This window comes from Agromyces sp. NBRC 114283 (genome assembly GCF_030268405.1).
GTDB lineage: Bacteria > Actinomycetota > Actinomycetes > Actinomycetales > Microbacteriaceae > Agromyces > Agromyces mediolanus.
In genome coordinates this window covers 3,272,954-3,291,159 of record NZ_BSQP01000001.1, presented here as the reverse complement: position 1 = coordinate 3,291,159, position 18,206 = coordinate 3,272,954, and the positions used below count along the sequence as shown (strand labels likewise).

The 18,206-nt window shown below is 74.3% G+C and carries 17 protein-coding genes; 10 read left to right on the top strand and 7 right to left on the bottom strand.

Annotation, left to right across the window (positions count from 1 at the left end):
* The first annotated feature begins 2 nt into the window (after positions 1-2).
* Positions 3-377 carry a hypothetical protein gene (locus tag QSJ60_RS15765; RefSeq protein ID WP_230764367.1) on the top strand — a complete coding sequence of 125 codons (375 nt, stop codon included), beginning with the start codon at positions 3-5 and terminating at the stop codon, positions 375-377.
* Positions 377-1,009: a GyrI-like domain-containing protein gene (locus QSJ60_RS15760; protein WP_285464384.1), complete on the top strand. Its 633-nt coding sequence runs from the start codon at positions 377-379 to the stop codon at positions 1,007-1,009. Before QSJ60_RS15765 ends, QSJ60_RS15760 begins: the two co-directional genes overlap by 1 nt.
* Before the next feature lie 20 nt (positions 1,010-1,029).
* On the opposite strand, the gene QSJ60_RS15755 is transcribed toward QSJ60_RS15760, so the two are convergent.
* Positions 1,030-2,475 carry an HNH endonuclease signature motif containing protein gene (locus tag QSJ60_RS15755; RefSeq protein WP_285464382.1) on the bottom strand — a complete coding sequence of 482 codons (1,446 nt, stop codon included), beginning with the start codon at positions 2,473-2,475 and terminating at the stop codon, positions 1,030-1,032.
* Positions 2,476-2,593: 118 nt separating this feature from the next.
* A complete protein-coding gene (locus QSJ60_RS15750; protein ID WP_285464380.1) occupies positions 2,594-3,334 on the bottom strand; it encodes a MerR family transcriptional regulator in 741 nt (246 codons plus the stop codon).
* 40 nt (positions 3,335-3,374) lie between these two features.
* Here QSJ60_RS15750 and QSJ60_RS15745 point away from each other — a divergent pair, with 40 nt between their 5' ends.
* Positions 3,375-3,854 (top strand): DUF6194 family protein, encoded by a 480-nt coding sequence (locus QSJ60_RS15745; RefSeq protein ID WP_285464379.1) that lies wholly within the window; start codon positions 3,375-3,377, stop codon positions 3,852-3,854.
* On the opposite strand, the gene QSJ60_RS15740 is transcribed toward QSJ60_RS15745, so the two are convergent.
* A complete protein-coding gene (locus QSJ60_RS15740) occupies positions 3,851-4,438 on the bottom strand; it encodes a helix-turn-helix domain-containing protein (protein ID WP_285464377.1) in 588 nt (195 codons plus the stop codon). The two genes, QSJ60_RS15745 and QSJ60_RS15740, sit on opposite strands and share 4 nt — an antisense overlap.
* Before the next feature lie 149 nt (positions 4,439-4,587).
* On the opposite strand from QSJ60_RS15740, the gene speB reads away from it, so the two are divergent.
* Genes speB through QSJ60_RS15720 form a run of 4 tightly spaced genes read left to right on the top strand, consistent with a single transcriptional unit; the run spans position 4,588 to position 8,191 of the window.
* Positions 4,588-5,568, top strand: coding sequence for an agmatinase (gene speB, locus QSJ60_RS15735; RefSeq protein ID WP_285464375.1), 981 nt, complete (start codon positions 4,588-4,590; stop codon positions 5,566-5,568).
* A 39-nt stretch (positions 5,569-5,607) separates the two neighbouring features.
* The gene (locus QSJ60_RS15730; protein WP_230764356.1) at positions 5,608-6,009 is read left to right on the top strand and encodes a nuclear transport factor 2 family protein; all 402 of its coding nucleotides are present in this window, start codon (positions 5,608-5,610) and stop codon (positions 6,007-6,009) included.
* A 45-nt stretch (positions 6,010-6,054) separates the two neighbouring features.
* Positions 6,055-7,557 (top strand): purine-cytosine permease family protein, encoded by a 1,503-nt coding sequence (locus QSJ60_RS15725; RefSeq protein ID WP_285464371.1) that lies wholly within the window; start codon positions 6,055-6,057, stop codon positions 7,555-7,557.
* A 25-nt stretch (positions 7,558-7,582) separates the two neighbouring features.
* On the top strand, positions 7,583-8,191 hold the full coding sequence (locus QSJ60_RS15720; RefSeq protein WP_230764351.1) for a cyclase family protein: 609 nt from the start codon (positions 7,583-7,585) through the stop codon (positions 8,189-8,191).
* Positions 8,192-8,299: 108 nt separating this feature from the next.
* On the opposite strand, the gene QSJ60_RS15715 is transcribed toward QSJ60_RS15720, so the two are convergent.
* Both QSJ60_RS15715 and sigJ read right to left on the bottom strand, forming a co-directional pair.
* Positions 8,300-9,997 (bottom strand): ATP-binding cassette domain-containing protein, encoded by a 1,698-nt coding sequence (locus QSJ60_RS15715; RefSeq protein ID WP_285464366.1) that lies wholly within the window; start codon positions 9,995-9,997, stop codon positions 8,300-8,302.
* A gap of 262 nt (positions 9,998-10,259) precedes the next feature.
* Positions 10,260-11,183 carry an RNA polymerase sigma factor SigJ gene (sigJ, locus tag QSJ60_RS15710; protein WP_285464364.1) on the bottom strand — a complete coding sequence of 308 codons (924 nt, stop codon included), beginning with the start codon at positions 11,181-11,183 and terminating at the stop codon, positions 10,260-10,262.
* Positions 11,184-11,300: 117 nt separating this feature from the next.
* Between sigJ and QSJ60_RS15705 the strand changes: the two genes are divergently transcribed.
* The 3 genes from QSJ60_RS15705 (at position 11,301) to QSJ60_RS15695 (ending at position 16,310) form a co-directional block, all read left to right on the top strand.
* On the top strand, positions 11,301-12,041 hold the full coding sequence (locus QSJ60_RS15705; RefSeq protein ID WP_285464362.1) for an SDR family oxidoreductase: 741 nt from the start codon (positions 11,301-11,303) through the stop codon (positions 12,039-12,041).
* A 190-nt stretch (positions 12,042-12,231) separates the two neighbouring features.
* Entirely contained in the window at positions 12,232-14,874 is a 2,643-nt protein-coding gene (locus QSJ60_RS15700) for a purple acid phosphatase family protein (protein WP_285464359.1), read from the top strand.
* 224 nt (positions 14,875-15,098) lie between these two features.
* Entirely contained in the window at positions 15,099-16,310 is a 1,212-nt protein-coding gene (locus QSJ60_RS15695) for an amidohydrolase (protein ID WP_285464357.1), read from the top strand.
* Here the strand turns inward: QSJ60_RS15695 and QSJ60_RS15690 are convergent.
* Together QSJ60_RS15690 and QSJ60_RS15685 are read right to left on the bottom strand one after the other, a co-directional pair.
* Complete coding sequence (locus QSJ60_RS15690) at positions 16,282-17,172, bottom strand: 3-methyladenine DNA glycosylase (RefSeq protein WP_285464355.1); 891 nt, start codon at positions 17,170-17,172, stop codon at positions 16,282-16,284. The genes QSJ60_RS15695 and QSJ60_RS15690 overlap by 29 nt on opposite strands.
* Positions 17,169-18,176, bottom strand: a complete 1,008-nt coding sequence (locus QSJ60_RS15685; RefSeq protein ID WP_230764337.1) for a helix-turn-helix transcriptional regulator — start codon at positions 18,174-18,176, stop codon at positions 17,169-17,171. Before QSJ60_RS15685 ends, QSJ60_RS15690 begins: the two co-directional genes overlap by 4 nt.
* Positions 18,177-18,206: the final 30 nt, after the last annotated feature.

The following is an 18,206-nucleotide window of genomic DNA, read 5'->3' as shown; positions in this document are numbered from 1 at the left end:
CCATGAGCGCCAGCGAGCAGTCCGTGCAGCCGCAGTACCCGTCCCAGCCGCCGCCCTCGGCGGCGCTCGCCGTGGTGTCGCTCGTCGCGGGCCTCGTGATCGTCGTGCTGCAGGTGGCCGTGCAGCTCGTGCTGCCCCTCATCTACTCGACCACCGGCGGATCGGCGGATCTTGTCACGCTGCTGAACGTCGTGCACCTCGTGCAGGGCGTTCTCGTCGCGATGTGCGCCATCGTCGCCGTGGCGACGGGCCTCATCGTGCTGGTTCGGCGCGGGCCGGGGCGGGCTCGCGCGGGCGCCGGAGTGGCGCTCGGCGGGGCGGCGCTCGCGACCCTCGTGGCGACATTGCTGCAGAGCGCGCTGCTGTCGGCGTTCTGATGGCCGAAGCGAAGTACGACGTCAAGCGCGAGTTCCGATCTCTGTACGCGCCGAGCGCGACCCGCTTCGAGTTCGTCGAGGTGCCGCCGATGCAGGTGCTCGCGATCGACGGGCACGGCGACCCGAACACGGCGCCCGAGTACGCGGCCGCCGTGCAGGCGCTGTACTCGACGGCGTACCCGCTCAAGTTCCTGAGCAAGCGCGAACTCGGCCGGGACTTCGTGGTCGCGCCGCTCGAGGGGCTGTGGCGGGCCGACGACCTCAGGAGCTTCGTCACCCGGGACAAGTCGGCGTGGAGCTGGACGATGCTGCTCGTGCAGCCCGACTGGCTCGACGGGGCGCACCTCGAGGCCGCCCGCGCCCGGGCCCTCGAGAAGGCGCCGAGCGAGCTGCGCGACGCGATCGCCCGTCTCGAGCTCCGGCGGCTGCATGAGGGGCGATGCGTGCAGATCCTGCACCTCGGGTCGTACGACGACGAAGCGCCGACGCTCGCCAGACTGCATGACGAGTTCATGCCCGAGCACGGGCTGACCTTCGCCGGCGACCACCACGAGATCTACCTGAGCGATGCCCGGCGCACGGCGCCTGAGAAGCTCCGCACGGTGCTGCGTCAGCCGGTGCGGCCGGCCTGACCCGAGCGGGTCCGCGCGCGCTACGCGGCGGCCATGGCTCGCGCCAGCAGGCCCATCCGCCGATCGGTCGAGGTGTTCGCGGCGATCGGCGTGCCGTGCGGGTCGATATGCGGGGGCGGGATGAACCAGCGCCCGCCGTCGCGGACGACGATGCGCCACCCGTCGTCGTGCACCCGGTGGTGATGGTGGCTGCACAGCAGGATGCCGTTGTCGAGATCGGTGCGCCCGTCGTCGCGGTGCCACCACGCGATGTGGTGGGCCTCGGTGTGCGAAGGGGGCCGTGAGCAACCCGGCCACGCGCAGCCGCCGTCGCGATCGGCGAGGGCGAGCTTCTGCGCGGCGCTGAAGAGGCGGGCGGAGCGCCCGAGCTGCAACGGCTCGCCGTGCTCGCCGACGAACAGCGGCGCGATGCCGGCCGAGCTGACGAGCGCACGGACGCTCGCGATCGAGATCGGCTGATCGAGGCCGTCGATCGTGCCGTGGCCGCGCTCGGCGAGAAGCGCCGCGGCATCGGCGCGCACGACGACGGTCGTCTGCCTGAGCGTCGGGACCGCGGCGCAGCCGAGTGCGTGTCGCGCGAGGTCGGCGAGCGCGTCGGCGTTCAGCTGGGCGATGCTGCGATGCTCGGCGATGCCGGAGTCGTCGTCGTGCTGCCGTCGCCGGGCGTCGCGCGCACGATGCAGTTCGGCGCCGACGAGCCCGCCGACGGCGGCCTTCAGCGTGGCACCGTTCACGGGGTCGAACGCGCCGCGCACGTTGACCATGCCCGCCGTGTCTTCCCAGATGCGGAGCCCCCTCCGGCCGCGGAGCTCGTCTTCGCGCGGGCGCACGCCGTCGGGATCGAGTCGCGCCTCGAGGAGTGTGATGAGCTGCGCGAGCCGCTCGGGCCCGACCGAGGCTGCCTGTTCGACCAGGAACCGCTCGGCCTCGTCGAGCGTCGCCGACTCGACGCGAGGCGCCACCCGATCGAGGAAGCGGCGGATGCGCTCGGCGGCGTGGAGCCCGAGCTCGGCGCTCGCGAGGCCAACGGCGAGGTGGGGGAGTCGCGGGGCGAGGCGCTCGCCCGCGAAGGAGCTGCGCAGGGCGGTGGCTGCCCCCACGGCGATGAGCTCGTGCGCCTCGCCCGCGCGGCGGCGCGTCGTGTCGGCGACGAGCCGTGCGGGATTCGGGTAGCCGCGATCGCGTGCCGGATCTTCGCCCGGGATGCCGGTGCACCGGGCCGCGAGCTCAGCCGCGCAGGCGCTCGCCGCGGCTTCTGCGGCACGGGTGAGCCCCGCCAGCGCGTCGAGCACTCGGAGCAGTCCGTCGTCGCTCAGCGCCCGCGCATCGACGGCTGCTGGATCGGCGGGATGGTCCCGAATGGCGCTCGCGTTCAGCCGGACGCCGCCCGCCCAGGCATCCTCGACCGCGGCGAGCCGCGCGGCGAGCACGGCGAGCCGGGGCGGCGAATCGCTCGGGACATCCATGCTTCGACGCTACGCCGGAATCGCCTGACCGTTCGAAATCATCTTCGAATGTGGAGAACGCCAAGCGATGCGTGCCTGGGGACGGAGGGGTGCCGGATCGATGCCCGAAGCGGCGGGATCACGAGGCCTCGTCCGCCCCGTCCAGTAGCTCCGCGAGCGCGCCGCTCGCGCGCAGCAGCATGACGCTCCGCTCCGCGAGCGCGCCGAGTCGCGCGTCGAGCGAGCGCTCGGCTGCGGCGATGCCGGATTCCTCGCCGAGCGTCGCCACGACGGAGCGGATGGCCGGGATGCCGGCGCCGCCCTCGCGGAGTGCCGCGACGACGCGTGCGACGAGGATCTGGGCCGCCGAGTAGCTGCGGGCCGCCACGGAGCCGACGCGATCGGGGCGGAGCAGCCCTTCCGTCTCCCAGTACCGCAGCGTCGAGCTGCGCACGTCGAGGGCCAAGGCCAGCTCGGTGATCGACATCGCGCCGCCGGCGCCCGCCGCCGAGGCATCCCTCGGCGCGCCCGCCGCCGAGGCATCCGCCGGTGCGATCGCCGCCAGCCCCGCGCGCGCCGCGAGCACCCGCTCGCGCTCCCGCGCGAGCCCGGCGTGCAGCTCGTCGACGAGCGCCGCCGCCTCGGCGATCGGCCGCGTGCGGAACTCGGCGAGCGCACCGCGGGCCGCGACCGGCCCGATGGCCCGAGCCAGCGCGCGATACGCGCGGAGGGCGACGAGGTGGGCGTCGGTGTAGCTGCGGTACCCGTTCGCCGAGCGCACGGCGGCCGGGATCACGCCGAGCCGTTCCAGGTCGCGCACCTGCTGGTCCGAATACCCGGCCGCGCGGGCGAGTTCGGCGGTGCGCAGTCCGTGCGGCATGCGCAACCCCCAATACGCACTTGAAGTTCACACTCGAAGTATGAGTATGCAGCAGATCCTCGACGCCGTCCGCTCCTTCGACGGCGTGCTCGTCGTCGAACCCGTCCCGGGCGGGCCATTTCCCGAGCTCGCCTGGGGCGACGCCTTCTTCTATCACGCCCCCGACGGCCGGATGCCGGAGCGCACCCAGCCGTACGGCACGATCGTGACGAAGGACTCCCCCGACGACACCGCTTCGCGCCTCGACGAGCCCGGCCGGTACCGCGTCAACGTGCACGTCGATCGGGCGACGTTCCGGCGGGTGACGGGGGAGGAGCCGCGCTCCCTCGCGGTGCCGCGCGACGCGGCGGCCGTCGACGTGCTCGGCCCGCACCCCGTGTACGGGGCGAACGGCTGGTTGGCCGTGGTGAATCCCGAGTCGACCGTCGAGGAGCTCGTGGCGCTGCTGCGCGCGGCGCACGAGGCGGCCCGCCGCCGCTCGACACGGAGCTCCGCGCGGCGCGCGCGGCCCGACGCCTAGCTCGTGCCGCTCCACGGCGCGGGCACGATGACCCACATGACCTCGGCGCCGAGCTCGGGGTCGGCCGTCCAACTGTGGGGTTCGCGCCCCGGGAACGTGAGTGCGTCGCCGGCGACGAGCGCCACGGTGCGGTCGACGAAGCGCGCCGTGAGCGCGCCGGACAGCACGTGCAGCACCTCCACGTCGCTCGAGATCGTGTAGAGCTCCTCGCCACCGGAGGCGCCCGGCGCCATGGTGGAGCGCACGAGCTGCACCCGCGACTCGCTGCGCGGCGACATGAGCCGTTCGGTGACCTGCGTGCCGCCGAAGTTCACCCGGGGTGCGTCGTCGTAGCCGACGATCTGGATCTCGGGCTCGGCGAAGAGCGAGCCGATCGGGAGCGAGAGCACCTGGCAGAGCTGCAGCAGGGTCGCGACGGACGGGGAGGTCTCGTCGCGCTCGAGGCGGCTGAGGAATCCCTTGGTGAGCCCGCTCGCCTCCGCCACCTGGGCGAGGGTGAGCCCCTGGGCCGTGCGCGCGTTGCGCAGGTGGGCGCCGATCGCGAGCGGGGAGGAGCTGGGGTCGGGCGGGACGGCGCGGCGCATGGGGCTCCTTCGCTCGGTGCGGATCGCGGATGACTCGGCACGGGTCCATCGCCCCGGATCGCGGATGCCGAACCGCATGCTTGCGTCGCCGCATCCGACGCCGTAGCATGGCCCGCGAGTTTCCTCCAGAATATCAAAGGTTTACCAATATGCAACCCACTGACGTGCCCGAGCCGAAGTCCCAGGAGCATCCCCGGCCGATCGGCCCGGTCGACGCGAGCCGCGTGCCGCGATTCGCGGGCATCGCCACCTTCGCCCGGCTGCCGCGCCTCGAGGACGTCGAGCACGCCGACATCGCCGTCGTGGGCGTGCCCTTCGACAGCGGGGTCAGCTACCGGCCGGGCGCGCGCTTCGGTCCGGCGCACGTGCGCGAGGCATCCCGCCTGCTCCGTCCCTTCAACCCCGCGCAGGGCGTCGAGCCCTTCGCGGTGCAGCAGGTCGCCGACGCCGGCGACCTCGCCGTCAACCCGTTCAGCATCGACGAGGCCGTCGCCGACGTCGAGGCCGGCGCCCGCGCGCTCGCCGAGCAGGCCGACCGCCTCGTCGTCATCGGCGGCGACCACACCATCGCGCTGCCGCTGCTGCGCGCGGTCACGGCGCAGCACGGCCCCGTCGCGGTGCTGCACTTCGATGCGCACCTCGACACCTGGGACACCTACTTCGGTGCCCCGATCACGCACGGCACCCCGTTCCGCCGCGCGTCCGAGGAAGGGCTCATCGATCTGACGGCGAGCATGCACGTCGGCACCCGCGGCCCGCTCTACGGGGTCGAGGACCTGAGCGACGACGCTCGCCTGGGCTTCGCGGTCGTCACGAGCGAGGACATCGAGGAGCGCGGCGTCGAGGCCGCGATCGAGCGCGTCCGCGCCCGGGTCGACGGCAAGCCCCTCTACGTCTCCATCGACATCGACGTGCTCGACCCGGCGCACGCGCCCGGCACCGGCACGCCCGAGGCCGGCGGGCTGACGAGCCGCGAGCTGCTCCGGATCATCCGCGCCCTCGCCGACCAGCGCATCGTCGGCGCCGACGTGGTCGAGGTCGCGCCCGCCTACGACCACGCCCAGCTCACCGCCGTCGCCGCCTCGCACGTCGCGTACGAGCTGATCAGCGCGATGGCCCCGCGCGGCTGAGCCCCACCCCCGCATCACCGGATCGAAGGAGACCCCCCGATGACCACCCGAACCCCGAGCACCGAGGAGGTGCTCGCCGCCGCCGACGCGATCATCGACGCCTTCGCGGCGACCGACGGCGAGCGCTACTTCGCCGGCTTCGCGCCCGAGGCGAGCTTCCTCTTCCACACCGAGTCGGCCAGGCTCGACGACCGCGCCGCCTACGAGGCGCTCTGGCAGGGCTGGGTCGAGGGCGGATGGCGCGTCCTCGACTGCCGCTCCACCGCCCGTCTCGTGCAGTCGTACCCCGGCGGCGCGGTCTTCAGCCACGACGTCGCCACCCGGGTCGACACGGGCGAGGGCGAGGACGCCTATCGCGAGCGGGAGACCATCGTCTTCCGCGTCGACGGCGAGCAGCTGCTCGCCGTGCACGAGCACCTCTCCCCGGCATCCGCCGACTGATCCGCCCGGACCGACCCCGACCCCCACATCCCCCAGGAGCACGCAATGTCGCTGTACCGCCGTCTCGACCGCCTCGCCGAGCAGTCCGACACCTCGGGGCCGGTCCGCGGTACCCTCTCCACGCCGCGGATCGGCATGATCTGGCTCGCGGCCAACCTGGTCGTCACGACCCTGCTCACCGGCACCCTGTTCGTGCCGGGCGTCGAGTACGGCACGGCGATCACGATGATCGTCGCCGGCACGGTCGCGGGCGCCATCGTGCTCACCCTGATCGGCAACATCGGCACCCGCACGGGCCTGCCGACGATGGCGCTCGCCCGCGGCGCCTTCGGCACGCGCGGCGGGTTCCTGCCGATGGCGGCGAACCTCGTCATCCTGATGGGCTGGAGCTGGGTGCAGGCGATGCTCGCCGGCGTCACGGTCGACGCCCTCGTGTCGAGCCTCACGGGCTTCTCGAACCCGATCCTCTTCTCCGTGCTGTGCCAGACGATCGTCGTGCTGCTCGCGATCTTCGGCCACGAGGGCATCGCGAAGGTCGAGCCCTGGCTCGCGGTGCTCATGCTCGCGATCATCGCCTGGATCTTCTTCATCGCCTTCACGATCTTCGCGCCCGGCGACTATTTCGCCATCCCCGCCGACCCCTCGATCGGGCAGAGCCCCGCGATCGTGCTCGACATCGTCGTCGCGACCGCGGTGAGCTGGACCGTCCTCTCGGCCGACTTCAACCGGCTCGCCGCGACGAGCCGGGCCGGGTTCCTCGGCGCGGGCCTCGGCTACACGCTCTCGACGGTCATCGCGATGACCCTCGGGGCCACCGCGATCGGCTACGTCATCCTGAGCGGCGGGGAGCCGCTCGCCTTCGATCCGAGCGTGCTCGTGGCGGCGTTCGGCGCCCCGATCGCGATCGTCATCTTCGTCTCGGTGATGGCGACGAACTCGATGGTCGTCTACGGCATGACCACCTCCATCGTGCACGCGGCCGCGGGGCGGGCGAAGCTGCGCTTCCTGCCGACGGCGCTCGTGGTCGGGGCGATCTCGATCCTCGGGGCGACGTGGCTCGCGCTGCTCGACCAGTTCACGAACTTCCTCATCGTGATCGGCGCGTTCTTCGTGCCGGTGTTCGCGATCATGATCGTCGACTACTACCTCGTGAAGCGCGCGAGCTACACCGTGGACCTCCTGCGCCGCCGCGGCGGCCGCTACTGGTACCTCGGCGGGGTGAACTGGATCGCGGTGGGCGCCTGGGCGGTCGGCGCGACCGCCTCCTACCTGTGGGTGTACGTCTGGCCGAGCCCGGTCGGGGCGACGATCCCGGCCTTCGTCGTGACGTTCACGATCTACCTCCTCGCGATGCTGCCCGAGCGGGCGCGCACCCGCAGGGAGGCGAGCGTCCACCTCGCCGACGCGGTCGTGCAGGCCGACACCACCGGCATCCAGGCGATGGACGAGGCGGTCCTCGGCGACGTCGAGCGCGCCATCGAGGCGAGGCGGCGCGCGAAGGCCGCAGCCGACGCGGATGCCTCGGCGGGCACCGGTCGCGATGCGTGAGCTCAGCCGCCCGATCGGATCGGGCATGCGCGTCTACCCCGGCGACCCCGAGGTCGTGATCGAGCCGGCGCTGCACCTCGAGCGCGACGGGGTCGACGTCGCCCGGCTGCACCTCGGCTCCCACACCGGCACCCACCTCGACGCGCCCTCGCACACCGTCGCCGGCGGGCGCACGACGGGCGGCATCGGCCTCGACGAGCTCGTCGGCGACGCCCTCGTCGTGCACTTCGCCGGGCTCGTCGCCGGGCAGCGCTACGGGCTCGCCGAGCTCGAGCGGGCGCTCGGCGGCCCCCTGCCCGAGCGCGTGCCGCCGATCGTGGTCCTCGACACCGGCTGGGCCGAGCGCTTCGACACCGAGGAGGCGCTCGATCACCCCGCGCTCGACCCGGCCGCCGCGGCCGAACTCGTGCGCCGCGGGATGCACGTGCTCGCCGTGGACACGCTGAGCCCCGACCCGAGCTCGGACGGCGGGGAGGCCGGGTTTCCCGTGCACGAGGTCGTGCTCGGCGGCGACCGGCTCATCGTCGAGAACCTGTGCGGCCTCGACGGGCTGCCGGAGCGGATCCGGGTGGGCTTCTTCCCGCTCCGGGTCGACCTCGACGGAGCCCCGGTGCGGGCGGTCGCGTTCGGCTGAGCCGCGGCGACCGCCCCGCCGCCGCCCGCCGCCGCCGCCCCGCCCAGCCCGCGCGCACTCGATCGTGTCGTCACTTTTTGCGGGTGCCGGTGCCGCGCGACCAGCAAATCATGACGTCTTGCCGGGGTGCGTCGGAGGCAGGTGCGCCCCGAGTTCGAGCCGCTCGCCGCGGAAGCGCTCCCGCAGCCGCCGGTCGTGCGTGACGAGCACGACCGCCCCCGCGAAGCCCGCGACGGCCGCCTCGAGCTCGTCGACGAGCAGCGGCGCGAGATGGTTCGTCGGCTCGTCGAGGAGCAGCAGCTCGACGTCGCGGCTCGCGAGCAGCGCGAGTTCGAGCCGGCGGCGCTGCCCGTACGACAGACCGCCCAGCGGGCGCTCGAGCTCGGACTCGTGGAACAGGCCGAGCGCCAACAGGCGCTCGGCCGCGGCATCCCGCCCCTCGCGGAGCCCTGCCGCGTACGCCTCGACGAGCGGGCGCCGCGGATGGTCGATCCGGCCCGCCTGCTGGCGCAGCCAGCCCACGGCGCCGCGTCGGGCGACCCCGCCCGTGTCGGCCGGCAGCTCGCCCGCGAGGGTGCGCAGCAGCGTCGTCTTGCCGGCGCCGTTCGGGCCGGTGACGAGCAGCCGATCGCCCGGGCCGAGCTCGAGGTCGGGCATCGGCTCGCCGAGCACCGTCAGCCCCGCGACACGGAGGATCGGCGCGGCGGGCGGCGCGCTCGCCGCACCCTGCTCCGCCGAGGTATCCGCCCGCGACCGCAGCGCGCCCGCCGTGAACCGCAGCGGCTCCGGCGGCGGGGCGACCGGCTCCGCCGCGAGCCGCGCGAGCCGTTCCTTCGCGTTGCGGATGCGGCCCATGGCCCCGTGATCGCGGCCTCGCGCGCGGAACGCCCCGGCCCCCATGCCCGGCTTGTCGAGCTTGCGGGGGATGGCCGCGAGCCGTCCGGCATTGGCCTCCACCAGCGCGAGGTGGCGCTCCCGCTCGGCGAGCCACGCCTCGTGCGCGAGTCGCTGACGCTCCCGCTCCGCCGCTTTCGCCGTGAGATAGCCGGCGTAGCCGTCGCCGTAGCGGGTGACGCCGCGGTCGGCGAGCTCCCAGATCGCGCTCGTCCAGCGCGCGAGGAAGGCGCGGTCGTGCGAGGCCGCGACGACGGTGCCCCGGTGCCGGGCGAGCGCCGCGACGAGCCAGTCCCAGGCATCGTCGTCGAGGTCGTTGGTCGGCTCGTCGAGCAGCAGCAGCTCGGCGTTCGAGGCGAGCGCGGCGGCGAGCACGATCCGAGCCCGCTCCCCGCCGGAGAGCGTGCGCCACTCCCGGGAGCGCCCCACGTCGCCGACGCCGAGCGCGGCGAGCCCCGCGTCCAGCCGCGCCGGGGCGCCGTAGCCGTCGCGCGCCTCGTAGCGGTCGACGAGTGCGGCGTAGCTGGCGAGCGCGGCCTCCAGCTCCACGCCGTCGAGGCCAGCACCATCGGGACCGGCGAGCGCCGCGCCGGCCGAGGCGATCGCCGCCTCGAGCTCGCGCAGCTCCCGCCAGCAGGCGTCGATCGCCTCGGCGACGGTCGCCCGATCGGGCAGCTCGAGCGACTGCTCGAGCGCGCTGACCCCGCCGGGAGCGACGAGCACCCGTTCGCCGGCGTCGGGCACGAGCTCGCCCGCGATGAGCCGGAGCAGCGTCGTCTTGCCCGCGCCGTTGTCGCCGACGAGCGCGATGCACTCGCCCGCGCCGAGCTCGAGGTTGACCCGGTCGAGCACGAGGTGCTCCGCGAAGCGCAGGCTCGCGCCGCGGAGGGAGAGTTGGATTCGGGCGGTCATGTGCGACTCGCAATCTCGATCCGTCGATCGGCGCACGGGCCGGCTTCGTCGTCGAAGCGCCGGTGGCGGGCGCGCGGAGCGGGCGCGGCGCGCGATCACGGATCGGGGTGAGGATGGCCGGCACCAGACGGTGCCCGGAACGGATGCTGCGGAGCGATGCTCGACGCGGCGGGGCCACCTCAGTGGCGGATCAGCGTACCCATAGGTGGACGACCGTAGCAGCGACCGCCGGACGGGCGCAAGGGCACGCCGTCGGGCGTCGCTACGCCGCGAGGCCCTGCCAGCGGGTGAGCTTCTCCGGGTTCCGCACGAGCCAGAGCTCCGAGAGCCGGCCCTCGCGCACCTCGACCGAGACGACGGTGTCGACGACGCCGTCCTGGGCGAAGACTGCGACATAACCGGAGGCCGCGTCCCGCAGCGAGATCGACAGTCGCTCGCCGCGCTTCGCGATGATGCCCAGGACGTAGCGCGCGACGTGCTCGGCACCGAGGACCGGCCGGCGGGCGGCCGAGACGATGCCGCCGCCGTCGGAGACGAGCCGGGCGTCGGGGTCGAGCAGTTCCACGAGCGCCTCGATCCGACCCGTCGCGGCCGCCGCGAGGAAGGCGTGCACGACCGCGGCGTGCTGCTCGGCGGACGCCGCCCCCGCGCGTCCCGCGCGCACCCGCGCCCTGGCGCTCGAAGCGAGCTGCCGGCACGCGCCGGGCGAGCGGCCGAGGACCTCGGCGATCTCCGCGAACGGCAGGCCGAAGGCCTCGTGCAGCACGAAGGCGACGCGCTCGGCGGGGGTGAGCGTCTCCAGGACGACGAGCATCGCGGTCGACACGCCCTCGGCGAGCTCGGCGTGCTCGGCGGGGTCCGCCGGCGGTGCCGCGGCGAAGCGGCCGCCGAACACGCCGGGGGCGTCGGGCAGCGGCTCGGGCAGCCACTCGCCGACGTAGGCCTCGCGGCGGGCGCGGGCCGAGCCGAGCTCGTCCAGGCAGATCCGGCCGACCACCCTCGTGAGCCATGCCCCGGGGGAGCGGATCTCCGCCCGCTCCGCCTCGGGCAGGCGCAGCCAGCGCTCGTAACCGGACTGCACCGCGTCCTCCGCCTCGGCGAAGGAGCCGAGCAGGCGGTACGCGAGGCCGAGGAGGGCCGGGCGTTCCGCGGCGACCGCGTCGGACGAGGCATCCACCGTGCTCATGCGCCCAGCCTGCCACGCCCGGCGCGCCCGCCTGACATTCCACGGCGCTGCGTCGTCGGAGTCGTGAGGGCGGGCGCCGGGCCCGCCGAGGGCCGCGGGCCCGGAACGGAGGACACGGTGAGGATCGCCATCGCAGGAGGGACCGGCACGGTCGGCCGGCACATCGTCGAGGTCGCGCGCGAGCGCGGGCACGAGACGGTGGTGCTCGCCCGCTCCGCCGGCGTCGACCTCACGACGGGCGCTGGGCTCGCCGCCGCGCTCGCCGGGGTGGACGCCGTCGTCGACGCGGCGAACGTCAACGCCATCGACCGGGAGACCGCCGAACGCTTCTTCACGGGCACCTCGCGCACGCTCCTCGCCGCCGAACGCGAGGCGGGCGTCGGCCATCACGTACTGCTCTCGATCGTCGGCATCGACCGGATCCCCTACGCCTACTACGAGGCGAAGCTCGCCCAGGAGGGCGTGGTCGAGGCCGGCGGCGTGCCCTACACGATCCTGCGGGCGACGCAGTTCCACGAGTTCGCCGGCCAGATGGCGGGGCGGCTCCGGGTCGCGGGCGTCCAGCTCGCGGCGCGGATGCGCACGCAGCCGATCGCGGCCCGCGAGGTCGCCGAGCACCTCGTCGCGCTCGCCGAGGGCGCGCCGCGGGGTCGCGCGCGCGACCTCGCCGGCCCGCGCGAGGAACAGCTGGCCGAGCTCATCCGCCGGCTCGTCCGCGCCGAGGGCCGGCGCGGGCCCGTGCTGCCGGTGTCCCTGCCCATCCGAGGCATGGGCGAGATGCGCCGCGGTGCCGCGCTGCCCGGTCCCGACGCCGAGCTCGGGCGGCAGACGTTCGCGGAGTGGCTCGCGGACCGCTGACGCCTGCGGGATGCCGAGGCTCCCTCGTGCACCCCGGGTTCACCGCCGCGTCATCCGAGGGTCAGCCCCGGGTCATCCGCCGCCGATTCACTGGGCGAAAGCCCGCGCTCCGCACCCGCCCACTCCGGGCGGGTGCGGTCGCGCGCGCCCGAACGAGTGAACGCGCGAGACGAATGAGGATGACACGACGATGACGATGACGACGATGCGCCGGGCCCGGCGCGGCGCGGCGACCGCCGCGCTGCTGGGCCTCGCGGTCGCCGGGCTCGCGGTGCCGGCCACGGCCGCCGCCGCCGAGCCCGCGATCGAGGTGCCGACCGCTCCGGTGGTCGACGGCACCACCGCCTGGCACTATCTCGACGACGGCACCGACCCCGCCCGCGGCGACGCGAACCTGCGGGTCTGGACGACCACCGGCTACGACGACGCCGACTGGAAGCAGGCGCCCGGCAGCTTCGGCGCGAAGGGCGGCAAGCTCGCCGCCGTCGGCCCGCACCTGCCCGCGACGCTGCTGAACCACTACCTCGACGGCACGGCGGCGCCGACCGTTCCGACGTACTTCTTCCGCACCAGCTTCGAGCTCGAGCCGGGCGTCGCCGCCGAGGTCGGCCAGCTCGTCGGCGACCTCGTCTACGACGACGCCGTGCAGGTCTGGGTGAACGGTGAGAAGGTCGCCGGCTTCGTCGACGGCCGGGTGACCGGCACGACGAACCTCGAGTACGCGGGCGACAGCAACGGCGACCCGCTCGCCTCGACCTTCACCGCCGACGGCGACGTGCTCGTGGACGGCACGAACACCGTCGCGATCGCCCTCTTCCAGGACCGCGCCTCGAGCTCGGACATCTACCTCGACGTGCCGAAGATCTCGCTGCTGCCCGAGGCCGGCGCGCCCGGCGAGCCGGTCGCGGTGCCGCCGACGCGGGTCATCCTCACGCCGACCGAGACGCCCGCGACCTCGCAGTCGTTCTCGTGGCTCGCGGGCGACGTCTCGCACACCAGCGGCCAGGTGCAGATCCGGCCCGCCGCGGGCGGCGACACCCGGACCGTGGACGCGTACGCCGCGGGCACGGTCAACGGCAACCCGCTGCAGCACTTCTCGGCGACCGTCGACGGCCTCACCGCGGCGACCGCCTACGAGTACCGCGTCGGCCTCGAGGGCGCGTGGAGCGACTGGACCCGCTTCACCACCGCGAACCCGAAGGCCACCGACTTCCAGTTCGTCTACTACGGCGACGCGCAGATCGGGCTCGACTCGACCTGGCCGAACGTCGTCGCGCAGGCGGAGGCGAAGGCCCCGCGCTCGATCGGCTCCGTGCACGCGGGCGACCTGATCAACACCTCGTCGAACGAGACCGAGTGGCTGAACTGGTTCAAGGGCATGAAGACCTCCGCCGCGACGACGAACGTCATGGCTGCGCCCGGCAACCACGAGTACTCCGGCGACAAGCTGCTGAAGTCGTGGAAGGCGAACTTCGAGTACCCGCACAACAACCCGTCCACCGAGACGATCGGCGAGCTCGCCGAGCTCGCCGTCGGCGAGAGCGACGTGGCGAAGCAGTACGCCGCCTACTTCGCGCACTGGACCGCGTTCGCGACCGAGACCGTGTACTTCACGGACTACCAGGGCGTGCGCTTCATCACCGTGAACGCGACCCGGGACACCACCTTCCTCACCCCCGACGTGCTGCCCTCGTGCACTGGCGTCGAGTGCCCGCAGACGAAGGTCGGCGAGCTGTGGACGCAGTTCCAGGCGGCCTGGCTCGACCACGTGCTCACCGAGAGCCCGTCGAAGTGGAACGTCGTCACCTTCCACCAGCCCGTCTACTCGACCTCCGCGGGCCGTGACGAGCCGATCCTCCGCAAGTACTGGGTGCCCGTGTTCCAGGAGCACGACATCGACCTCGTGATGATGGGCCACGACCACACCTACGCCCGCGGCTACCACAACGACGACGTCACCGAGATCCCCGGCATCACCGACGGACCCGTCTACGTCGTCTCGAACTCGGGCGCGAAGCACTACGAGCTCGAGACGCCCGAGAAGAACGTCTGGACGAACAACAACGCCACCCAGGTGCTCCGCGGTGCGGGCGTCACGACGTACCAGGTGGTCGACGTGACGAAGAACCAGCTCGTCTACCGCTCGTACCTCGCCGAGAAGACGGCGAACGCGACGACGACGCTGCCCGTCGGCGCCGTGTACGACGAGTTCACCGTCACGAAGCTCGACGACGGTCGCAAGTGGGTCACCGAGGCCGGCGTCGAGCCGCCCGTCGACCCGAACCCGCCGGTCGAGCCGACGCCGGTCGACGAGTCCCTGCTCACCGAGGCGAACCGCGGCGGCGTGACCGCGCCGGCGAGCGCCGAGCCGGGCGAGGCCATCGAGATCGGCCTCGGCGCCGGGCGCGCCGAGCTCGCCGTGAACGTGTGGCTCCACTCGGAGCCGCAGCTCCTGGGCACTCCGACGGCGGATGCCGCGGGCGACGTGCGGGCGACGATCCCCGCCGACGCGCCCGAGGGCGAGCACCGGCTCGTCGTGCAGTCGGCCGAGGGCGAGCTCATCGGCTGGGCGCCGATCCGGCTCGCGGCCGATACGGGCACGGGCCCGGGCACGGGTGAGCCAGGGGCCGGTGGGCCCGGCACGGGGCAGCCGGGCACCGGCTCCGGCACGGGGAGCGGCTCCGGCGCGGCCGGCACCGGCCTCGCGCACACCGGCGCGGAGATCCAGACGGCGCTCTGGCTCGCCGGCGCGCTGCTCGCCGCGGGCGCGGTGATCGCGGTGATCGCCGTGCGTCGCCGCCGCCGGCAGGCGGGCGACGGGTCGGAGGCCTGATCGAGGCATCCGCCCCTGAGCACCATCCGGCGCCCGGTCCCCACGAGGGGCCGGGCGTCGGTGCGTCGCGGCGTTGCTTCCGGTCTCCCGCCCCGCCCCGCCCCCTCGGCTCTGCCCCTCCGCCCACCCCCGGCAAGACGTCACTTCTTGCGGGTCCGGCTCGCGTCACACCCGCAGAAAGTGACTTCATGCGGGGCGGCGACCCGCCCGGCTAGGCTCGGCCCATGAGCCTCGACCTCGACGCGATCTACCGCGATCTGCACCGCAACCCCGAGCTGTCGTTCCAGGAGCACCGCACCGCCGGCATCGTCGCCGAGGCGCTGCGCGGGCTCGGCTACACCGTGACCGAGGGCATCGGCCGCACCGGCGTCACGGGCGTCATCGCCCGCGGCGAGGGGCCGACCGTGCTGCTCCGCGCCGACATGGACGGCCTGCCGGTCCGCGAGGCCACCGGGCTCGACTACGCGAGCACCGCGACCGGCACCGACCACGAGGGCGCGGAGGTCCCCGTCATGCACGCGTGCGGCCACGACGTGCACGTCACCTGCCTGCTCGGCGCGGCCGAGGCGCTCGCCGCGGATGCCTCGTGGCACGGCACCCTCGTCGTGCTGTTCCAGCCCGCCGAGGAATGGGGCGGCGGCGCCGAGGCGATGCTCGCCGACGGCCTCTACGAGCGGGTGCCGCGCCCCGACGTCGTGCTCGGCCAGCACGTCGCGCCGCTGCCGGCGGGACTCGTCGCCCTCCAGCCCGGGCCCGCGATGGCCGGCGCCGACTCGCTCACGATCACGATGCACGGCACCGGCGGCCACGGCTCGCGGCCCGAGACGACGGTCGACCCGGTCTACCTCGCGGCCTCGACGGCGGTGCGGCTGCAGGGCATCGTCTCGCGCGAGGTCGCCGCGGGGGATGCCGCGGTCGTGACGGTCGGGCAGCTGCACGCCGGGACGAAGAACAACATCATCCCGCCCGACGCGAAGCTCGGCCTCAGCGTCCGCACCTTCGACGAGCACGTGCGGGAACGTGTGCTCGCCGCGATCGAGCGCATCGCCCGCGCGGAGGCGGCCGCCTCCGCGGCGCCGCGCGAGCCGGAGTTCGCCTACGAGGAGCGCTTCCCGGTGACGGTGAACGATCCGGCCGCGAGCGCCCGCACCGCCGAGGCGCTCCGCACGGCGTTCGGCGCGGAGCGCGTGCTCGAGCCGGGCGCCGTGTCCGGCAGCGAGGACGTCGGCGTGCTCGCGACGGCGGCCGGCGCCCCGCTCGTGTACTGGTTCCTGGGCGGCGCCGACCCGGCGCTGTTCGGCGCGGGCCTCGCCGACGGCCGACTGCCCGAGCACCTGCCGTCGAACCACTCGCCCGAGTTCGCGCCGCTGCCGCAGCCGACCCTCACCGTCGGGGTGGCGGCGCTCGTCACCGCGGCGAAGGAGTGGCTGGACTGACGGCCGCGTCGCCGAACGCCGCCTCGTGCACCGCGCCGCGCAGCGCGTTCGCCCGCTCGGCGAAGCCGCGCTGCCGGCGCACGTACTCGGCCTTGCCGTCGGCGGTCTCGATGCGCACGGGTTCGCCGCTCCACGCGCGCATCTCGTAGGGCGAGGCCTGCATATCGAGGAAGCGGATGTCGCGGGCCAGTTCGAACGCGTCGAGCAGCAGCTCGCCGGGCACGAGCGGGCCGAGCTTCATCGCCCACTTGTACACGTCCATGCCGGCGTGCAGGCAGCCCGGCTGTTCGAGCTCCGGCTGCGTCTCGCGGCTCGGCGCGAAGCGGTTGCGCGGCACCGCGTCCGGCGTGAAGAAGCGGAACGCGTCGATGTGGGTGCAGCGCAGTTCGTGCGCCTCGACGACGGCGTCCGTCGCCGCCTGCCCGAGCCGCAGCGGCACCGGGTGGCGGTGCTCGGCCTGGCGGTAGACCATCGCCCACTCGTGCAGGCCGAAGCAGCCGAAGCTCCCCGGCCGGGCGGCGGTGAGCCGGAGCATCCGCTCGACCGCGGCGAGCAGCGGCGCCTTCTCGACGCGCATCGCCGCGTCGTCCACGCGGAGCGAACCCGGGGCGGCGCCCGGCGCGTACCAGCGCCAGCCGGCGCGCTCCGCGTCCGTGGCGTCCGCGAGCTCGACGCCGGGGCCCGGGTGCCAGCGCCGAAGCTGCGCGGGGGAGTACGAGTAGTAGGTGTAGAGGAAGTCCTCGACGGGATGCTTCTCGCCGCGCGCGCTGCGCTCCCGGTGCCCGGCCGTGAGCGCGTCGGCGCGCTCGGCGTGCGCGCGTTCGCGGGCGCGCCAGTCGGCGGGGTCGAGCAGCCGGGTCATCCCTCCAGGGTACGCGCGTCCGGCGAGGCGTCCGCCGAGCCCGCGACGGCCCGGGCGTAGCGCGCGGCGAGCCGGTCGAGGAGCGGCACGAGCGCCGCGGGCGACTCGACCGTGAAGTCCATCTGCAGCATGCCGATGTAGACGGCCACGGTGTCGAGGCTGTCGGCGCCCGTCACGAGCACGCAGTGCGCCTCGTCGACGGGCTCGACGACGCCGACGGCTGGGTTGATCCGGGCGAGCACCGCCTCGGCCGGGGCGTCGATGCGGAGCCGGGCGTGCACCGTCCAGCCGCTCGCGGCGATCGTGCGCATGGCGAAGGCCGTGTAGTCGGGGTGCTCCGGGTCGCCGCCCGGCAGCGGCTGCGGCGCGAATCGGCGGCGGGTCGGCATCCGCAGCTCCAGGAGGTCGACCCGGAACGTCGCCCACTCCTCGCGCTCGGGGTCGCGGGCGACGAGGTGCCAGCGCCGCTGCCAGCTGAGCAGCCGGTACGGCTCGACGAGGCGGAGCTCGCCCGCGTGCTCGAAGCGCAGCCACTCGACGTCGCGGATGGCCGCGGCGATGGCCCGCAGCGCGGCCGGATCGACCTCGGGGTCGGGGGCGTCGGTGCCGGTGTTCTCGGGGGCGCGCTCGATGGTGCCGTGCAGGGCGTCGACCACGGGGCGCAAGCGGGGCGGCAGCACCTGCTCGAGCTTCGCGAGCGCCCGCCCGCCGGACTCCTCGACCCCCGCGATGCCGCTCGCCGCGCGGAGCCCGACGGCGACGGCGACGGCCTCCTCATCGTCGAGGAGGAGCGGCGGGAGCCGGCCGCCGGCGCCGAGCCGGTAGCCCCCGGCCGAGCCGCGGCTCGCGTCGACGGGGTAGTCGAGGGCGCGGAGGCGCTCCACGTCGTTGCGGATGGTGCGGGGCGAGACGCCCAGGCGCTCCGCGAGCTCGCGCCCCGACCAGTCGGGTCGAGACTGCAGGAGGGCGAGCAGCGCGAGCAGGCGTGCGGCGGTGTCGGCCATGGCGGATGCCTCCTCCGGACGGATCGTGGA

Coding starts and splice junctions, on each gene's coding strand:
- speB (WP_285464375.1), top strand. CDS start 4,588: ATGCAACCCACTGACGTGCCCGAGCCGAAGTCCCAGGAGCATCCCCGG.
- QSJ60_RS15740 (WP_285464377.1), bottom strand. CDS start 4,438: ATGCGCCGCGCCGTCCCGCCCGACCCCAGCTCCTCCCCGCTCGCGATC.
- QSJ60_RS15760 (WP_285464384.1), top strand. CDS start 377: ATGGCCGAAGCGAAGTACGACGTCAAGCGCGAGTTCCGATCTCTGTAC.
- sigJ (WP_285464364.1), bottom strand. CDS start 11,183: ATGAGCACGGTGGATGCCTCGTCCGACGCGGTCGCCGCGGAACGCCCG.
- QSJ60_RS15685 (WP_230764337.1), bottom strand. CDS start 18,176: ATGGCCGACACCGCCGCACGCCTGCTCGCGCTGCTCGCCCTCCTGCAG.
- QSJ60_RS15755 (WP_285464382.1), bottom strand. CDS start 2,475: ATGGATGTCCCGAGCGATTCGCCGCCCCGGCTCGCCGTGCTCGCCGCG.
- QSJ60_RS15765 (WP_230764367.1), top strand. CDS start 3: ATGAGCGCCAGCGAGCAGTCCGTGCAGCCGCAGTACCCGTCCCAGCCG.
- QSJ60_RS15725 (WP_285464371.1), top strand. CDS start 6,055: ATGTCGCTGTACCGCCGTCTCGACCGCCTCGCCGAGCAGTCCGACACC.
- QSJ60_RS15745 (WP_285464379.1), top strand. CDS start 3,375: ATGAGTATGCAGCAGATCCTCGACGCCGTCCGCTCCTTCGACGGCGTG.
- QSJ60_RS15715 (WP_285464366.1), bottom strand. CDS start 9,997: ATGACCGCCCGAATCCAACTCTCCCTCCGCGGCGCGAGCCTGCGCTTC.
- QSJ60_RS15690 (WP_285464355.1), bottom strand. CDS start 17,172: ATGACCCGGCTGCTCGACCCCGCCGACTGGCGCGCCCGCGAACGCGCG.
- QSJ60_RS15750 (WP_285464380.1), bottom strand. CDS start 3,334: ATGCCGCACGGACTGCGCACCGCCGAACTCGCCCGCGCGGCCGGGTAT.
- QSJ60_RS15730 (WP_230764356.1), top strand. CDS start 5,608: ATGACCACCCGAACCCCGAGCACCGAGGAGGTGCTCGCCGCCGCCGAC.
- QSJ60_RS15695 (WP_285464357.1), top strand. CDS start 15,099: ATGAGCCTCGACCTCGACGCGATCTACCGCGATCTGCACCGCAACCCC.
- QSJ60_RS15720 (WP_230764351.1), top strand. CDS start 7,583: ATGCGCGTCTACCCCGGCGACCCCGAGGTCGTGATCGAGCCGGCGCTG.
- QSJ60_RS15700 (WP_285464359.1), top strand. CDS start 12,232: ATGACGATGACGACGATGCGCCGGGCCCGGCGCGGCGCGGCGACCGCC.